Below are 5,440 nucleotides of genomic sequence, written 5' to 3'. Positions count from 1 at the left end.
GCACAAAGTGCTGCAGAATCTCCTCAGGGAAAGAGTTTCTATCCGGGACCTCCTTCTTATTCTCGAGACTTTGGCCAATGTAGCACCCAGAAACAAAAATCCGGAGATACTTACCGAATATGTACGCAATTCTCTTGCTCCACAGATATGTGAGACTTACAAAAACGAAAACAACCTGATTCCGGTTATATCACTTGATCCCAACCTTGAGGCCAAGCTTGAAGGATCACTTCAGGAAACGGAATCTGGATTTCGCTTTGCACTTGCTCCGGGTGATGTAGGAAGAATTCTTGATGCCTGCGGGGAAATCATAGAGAAAGTAAAGATCTCCGGGGAGGTACCTGTTGTAATCTGTTCACCTGCAATCCGCGGAGCTTTCAGGAGATTGACTGAGATAAATTACAGTGATCTGATAGTACTTTCATATAATGAGATCGTACCTGGAATAGAGATAAGGTCACTGGGGATGATTTCATTGTGAGTCGGGCAATGGACGGCTGATGGAGTGATATGAGAATAAAAAAGTATGTAGCCAGAAGCATGAGAGAGGCTCTTCTGCAGATAAAGGAAGAACTGGGAGAGGATGCGATTATCCTTAAGTCCAGGAAACTTCCCAGAAAGGTGTTCTCTCTGGGTGCACAGGATGAGGTCGAAGTGACTGCGGCTGTTGACGAGAGCTCCAGACCGGAGAGCTTTAAGCCGTTACAGATGAACAATACAGGTGTCTATTCGCGTCCCCGCACTTCTAATATTATTGATCTTGACCAACCCGGAGCTCCTGAGGTCAAGCCCTGGAGACCTCAGGGGATGAGGGTATCCTCAGTACCTTTGAGAGAAACCCAGGTTATCCCGGCAGTCTCCGATGACAAGGAACAGATAAACGAGATAAAAGAGAACATAAATGAACTGAGGACTCTCATAAAAGGAGTTCTGGAAAAAAATGCAGTAAGCGAAAAAAAGGATAATGGTTATTCCGGCGGATTGGCTGTACTGCATAAAAGATTGGTAGATGCTGAGGTGAAACCGGATATCGCCGATAAACTGATCAGCAGGTTGAAAGGGATAGATACTTCTCATTCAGATGTGCTGCTGGAGAGTAGATTTACAAACTTAATTACAGAGTGTTTTCCTGTCGCAGGACCGCTGAAGCTAAAAAGAAGTGGGCCGGTGGTAGTGGCGTTTGTCGGACCCACCGGTTCGGGGAAAACCACTACTCTTGCCAAACTGGCTGCTCACTGCTGTATTAACAAAGGGAAAAGGGTGTCAATTATCACTGCGGATACTTACCGTATAGCTGCAATAGAGCAGATCCGCACATTCGCGGATATAGTAAAAGTAGGGCTGCAGGTGGTTTTTTCCAGTGAGGAGATTCCGGCAGCGATGAGAGAGTGTGCCGAAGATGATCTGGTATTTGTCGATACTGCGGGCAGGAGCCAGCGTAACACCGAGCACATGGAGGAGTTGAAAGGCTTAATTGACACTCTTCATCCAGATGAGGTGCATCTGGTACTCAGTGCCACGACCAAAGACAGTGACCTTCTTGATATAGTGAAGCGTTATAAAAGCATAAATATCAACCGTCTCCTGTTCACCAAGCTCGATGAAACTGTTAAGGTTGGCAGTATCTTCAATCTGGTCAGTGAGGTAAAGATCCCGGTTTCATACTTTACGTTTGGCCAGAGTGTCCCTGATGATATTGAACTGGCCCGTCCTGCCGGATTCGTTGCAAGACTGTGGGAGGATAATAACAAGTGAACGATCAGGCGCAGAAGCTCAGGGAACTGGCGAAAAACAGGCAATATATCGGGACTGCGGCTGACACGGCCAGAAATGTTGGTATCAGTAAATGCAGGAGCATAGCAGTTACGAGCGGAAAGGGTGGGGTAGGGAAGACTAACATTGCCCTTTTTCTGGCGGTTACCATAGCCGCTGCGCGGAAAAGGGTGCTTCTGATGGATGCTGACCTGGGGCTTGCAAATGTTCATATACTTCTTGGAATTGCACCTGAGCATAACATTTCTCATTTTATCGAGGGTGAATGCGGGCTTGAGAAAGTGATCTGCAAAGGCCCTGGCGGGATCGATATCCTTCCAGGTGCTTCAGGTCTTGAAAAACTGGCTAATCTTGATTCCGGACGGCTTGAACTACTGCAGAAGGAGTTTTCAAAGCTCGAAAGAAACTATGATTTCCTTTTGATTGACACTGGTGCAGGAATCGGTGCATCTGTCACTCAGTTTGCTTCCAGGGCCGATACTGCGCTGCTGGTGATGACCCCGGAGCCGACCTCGCTTGCCGATGCCTATGCAATGGTGAAAATTCTTTACGAAAAGGGATCACAGAGGATTGCAGTTATTGTAAATATGGTTTCTTCTGAGAAGGAGGGGGTCGAAACATTTGACAGGCTAAACACATTAGTGGTAAAATTCCTGAAAAGGCCTGTTGAACTGGTCGGAATATTGAATAGTAACAGTGATGTCCCTAGATATGTTCGAAGACAGCAGGTATTGATACTTGATAAAGGACAGGAACAGACTGCTTCCAGAATTAAGGCTATTGCCCGTAAGCTGAGCGGTTTGACATTTGCCGGAAAACAGGGGTTTTTCAGCAGGTTCTGGGAGGGAAGATTAAAATGACAGGCAGGAACGAATGGTTTTCTGGATAAAAAGGGTAGCTACAATACTTTGTTTTATCACTTTCTTTGCCGTACTCTTTGTTAATCTGGCCGGCTGTACCGATATTTTCGATCCACAATGTTTAATTCCCGCACTTATAAAGGCGACTCTCAGTGGAGCTCTTTTCTGGTTCGCGGGTTTTATTGCAGGTGACATTTTTTTCAAGGGTGTATTGACCGACATTGAGGTTGATGATTCGAACCTGCTTGAGGGCGGACTTCTCCAGCAGGTGCACTTAAAAAGAGAGCAGCAGATTCCCGGTGGTGCCGATATGCCTTTTATCAGTGATAAAATGGACAGCGGAAAGTAGATTTACCTGAAGGAGATGCCAATTGAGCCGGACTAATATTAAAAGCAGTATCGGAGTGAGTGAAAATGTCCAGTCTTGATAATCTGTGGCGGGAATATAAAGAAACCGACTCGAAAATTGCAAAAGACAAGCTGCTTGTGGAGTATGCTCATCTTGTGAAATATATAGTCAATCGGCTTGCGGTTAATCTCCCGAATTCTGTAGACCGAAACGATCTTACAAGTTCCGGAATCATGGGACTTATAAAAGCTGTTGAGACATTTGAGCCGGAAAGAGGTTTCAAATTTGAAACTTATGCCGGGCACAAGATCCGGGGCGCTATTTTAGATGAATTAAGGGCGCTGGACTGGGTTCCCCGTTCTGTACGTCAGAAATCAAGAGATTTACAAAGGGTATTCGCCAAGCTGGAAAATGAGCTTGGAAGAATTCCCTACGATGATGAGGTATGCGAGGAGTTGGGCATCACTATGAAGGAGTATGAGGATATACTCTCTGAGGTGACCCCGACTACAATTATCTCCCTTGAGGAAGCGATACCTGACAGGGAATCTGATTCAAAAGAACTCAGAATTATCGACACTATTGAGGATCCAGGGAGTGACAACCCTCTTAAGGAACTTGGCTTTACAGAGGTAAAAAACATTCTCAAGGATGCTATTGCCAACCTGCCGGAAAAGGAAAAGCTGGTAGTAGCCCTTTACCACTATGAAGAATTGACATTGAAGGAAATCGGAGTGGTGCTCAATATTACCGAATCACGGGTAAGCCAGATACACTCCAAAGCGATCCTTAAGCTCAGGTCAAAACTGCTGCAGAAGATTAATGCCTGAGAATTTTCCCGGGCATTTGCAGCCGTACCTGAAGTTTACTAATTTATAAACGGAAGGCAGAAGACCTGAGGTGCAGCCGGGGTAAACATGAGTGAAATTAACGTACATGTCTCGGTTTCCAATGCTGGCCAGGTGGACCGTTTTCAGAGCGATACTCACCGGAATCCTGTTGTGTATCAGGAAAAGAATGCTGAGATGCACAGAAATGAAGCAGAGCAGAAAATAAGAATGCCTGTTGAGCCTGAGTCCGCGGAAGGCAAAGTAGTTGATCCAAATGACAAAAGGCGGGAACAAAGAGAAAAACAGAAGAAAAGGAATCGCGGTTCTGAGGAAAAAAAGTCACAGACCGGGATGCGTGCAAGAAGAGATAGTGGGTACATCGTAGACTTAGAGGCATAAAAATATACTCGCCTGCCTTTGGTTTTCTGAATAAAAATCCATAGGAATCAAAAATGGTTTATCAGGAGAAACAGACTGCGGAAAAACCAGTCTTCTGAAAGTAGATCAGTGCAGGAAAAAAATGGCTAAAGCAAATAACCCCGACCCTGGCAGGATAAAACGGATTACAGAGAGTATCATTGGGCTGCCTACTCTTCCGACTGTAGTCTCTAAAATGATAGAACTTGTCGATAACCCCAAGACCTCAGCAGCATCACTGGCCAGACTTATCTCAACCGATCAGGCCCTTACAGCAAGAATTCTGAAACTGGCCAATTCGGCATATTACGGGTTCCCCAGAGAAATTTCGACAGTAAATATGGCCATTGTCGTGATTGGTTTTAATACTGTCAAGGATATGGGACTCTCACTTTCTGTCTTTGATGTCTTCAAAAACCTCGAAAACACTCCTCTGTTTGATATCTCCAGGTTCTGGGAGCATTCCATAGCCTGTGGTGTAGCATCAAGAATGCTTGCCCGCAATTACCGCTCAAGGTTTGCAGGTGAGGCATTTGTGGCTGGTCTGCTCCATGATATTGGAAAAGTGATTCTTAATCAGTATTTTCATACTGAATTCATTCAAATCATGAACCGTACCTCATCAGGAATGACTCTTGATGAGGCGGAAAAAGAGGTGATCGGAACCAGCCACTCCCGGATCGGAGCCTGGCTGGCTGAAAAATGGAATCTTCCCAGGATAATTTCAGATACAATACTGAATCACCATACTCCCTGGGAATCAAAACAGGATCCTGTTTTTGTAGCTATTGTGAGCATCGCTAACTATTTGTGTCATATTTCAGGGATGGGGCATTCCGGGAGAGCTACGGCTTCCATTCCTGATTCAAGGATCTGGGAGATTTTCCAGAGGGAAAATATTCCTGTCGATGAACCCGATATCGGGACACTGCAATCCGAATTTCTCGTTGAATTTGACAAATCAGAAACTTTTGTCTCATTTATTCACGACAACGAACAAAAGTAAATAGCGATGAAACTCACACAACTGTTCTCTTCTGTTGTCCTGATAACAGTTTTAACCCAGTATTCTCAGGCAGAGGGAAAAAGCGGCAGTGCTCTTGCTTTGACACCTGTTTTCCCCCGGCCTGCAATTGGTATCACTTCCTGAGTTTTTCCTGGAAAAAAATGATACCTGCACCATTGACAGCACATTTGTTGACAGCGCCGGG

Annotated in this window: 8 protein-coding genes; all 8 read left to right on the top strand. The window is 45.2% G+C overall.

Annotated features, from left to right (window positions below; all coding sequences use genetic code 11):
- Window positions 1–481: FHIPEP family type III secretion protein (locus GX089_01245; protein NLP01098.1), on the top strand; the 481-nt coding region annotated here is incomplete at its 5' end.
- 29 nt (window positions 482–510) lie between these two features.
- Window positions 511–1,755, top strand: a complete 1,245-nt coding sequence (flhF, locus tag GX089_01240; protein ID NLP01097.1) for a flagellar biosynthesis protein FlhF — start codon at window positions 511–513, stop codon at window positions 1,753–1,755.
- Complete coding sequence (locus tag GX089_01235; GenBank protein ID NLP01096.1) at window positions 1,752–2,633, top strand: MinD/ParA family protein; 882 nt, start codon at window positions 1,752–1,754, stop codon at window positions 2,631–2,633. Before flhF ends, GX089_01235 begins: the two co-directional genes overlap by 4 nt.
- A 13-nt stretch (window positions 2,634–2,646) precedes the next feature.
- Complete coding sequence (locus tag GX089_01230; GenBank protein ID NLP01095.1) at window positions 2,647–2,982, top strand: hypothetical protein; 336 nt, start codon at window positions 2,647–2,649, stop codon at window positions 2,980–2,982.
- Window positions 2,983–3,047: 65 nt separating this feature from the next.
- Window positions 3,048–3,812 carry a FliA/WhiG family RNA polymerase sigma factor gene (locus GX089_01225; GenBank protein NLP01094.1) on the top strand — a complete coding sequence of 255 codons (765 nt, stop codon included), beginning with the start codon at window positions 3,048–3,050 and terminating at the stop codon, window positions 3,810–3,812.
- Window positions 3,813–3,899: 87 nt separating this feature from the next.
- The gene (locus GX089_01220; GenBank protein ID NLP01093.1) at window positions 3,900–4,211 is read left to right on the top strand and encodes a hypothetical protein; all 312 of its coding nucleotides are present in this window, start codon (window positions 3,900–3,902) and stop codon (window positions 4,209–4,211) included.
- A gap of 121 nt (window positions 4,212–4,332) precedes the next feature.
- The gene (locus GX089_01215; GenBank protein ID NLP01092.1) at window positions 4,333–5,235 is read left to right on the top strand and encodes an HDOD domain-containing protein; all 903 of its coding nucleotides are present in this window, start codon (window positions 4,333–4,335) and stop codon (window positions 5,233–5,235) included.
- 6 nt (window positions 5,236–5,241) lie between these two features.
- The gene (locus GX089_01210; GenBank protein NLP01091.1) at window positions 5,242–5,379 is read left to right on the top strand and encodes a hypothetical protein; all 138 of its coding nucleotides are present in this window, start codon (window positions 5,242–5,244) and stop codon (window positions 5,377–5,379) included.
- Window positions 5,380–5,440 lie beyond the last annotated feature (61 nt).

The sequence above is a fragment of the Fibrobacter sp. genome (assembly GCA_012523595.1).
Classification (GTDB): Bacteria; Fibrobacterota; Chitinivibrionia; order Chitinivibrionales; family Chitinispirillaceae; genus JAAYIG01.
This window is presented reverse-complemented; position numbering and strand designations above follow the sequence as displayed.

Coding starts and splice junctions, on each gene's coding strand:
- flhF (NLP01097.1), top strand. CDS start 511: ATGAGAATAAAAAAGTATGTAGCCAGAAGCATGAGAGAGGCTCTTCTG.
- GX089_01230 (NLP01095.1), top strand. CDS start 2,647: ATGGTTTTCTGGATAAAAAGGGTAGCTACAATACTTTGTTTTATCACT.
- GX089_01225 (NLP01094.1), top strand. CDS start 3,048: ATGTCCAGTCTTGATAATCTGTGGCGGGAATATAAAGAAACCGACTCG.
- GX089_01220 (NLP01093.1), top strand. CDS start 3,900: ATGAGTGAAATTAACGTACATGTCTCGGTTTCCAATGCTGGCCAGGTG.
- GX089_01215 (NLP01092.1), top strand. CDS start 4,333: ATGGCTAAAGCAAATAACCCCGACCCTGGCAGGATAAAACGGATTACA.
- GX089_01210 (NLP01091.1), top strand. CDS start 5,242: ATGAAACTCACACAACTGTTCTCTTCTGTTGTCCTGATAACAGTTTTA.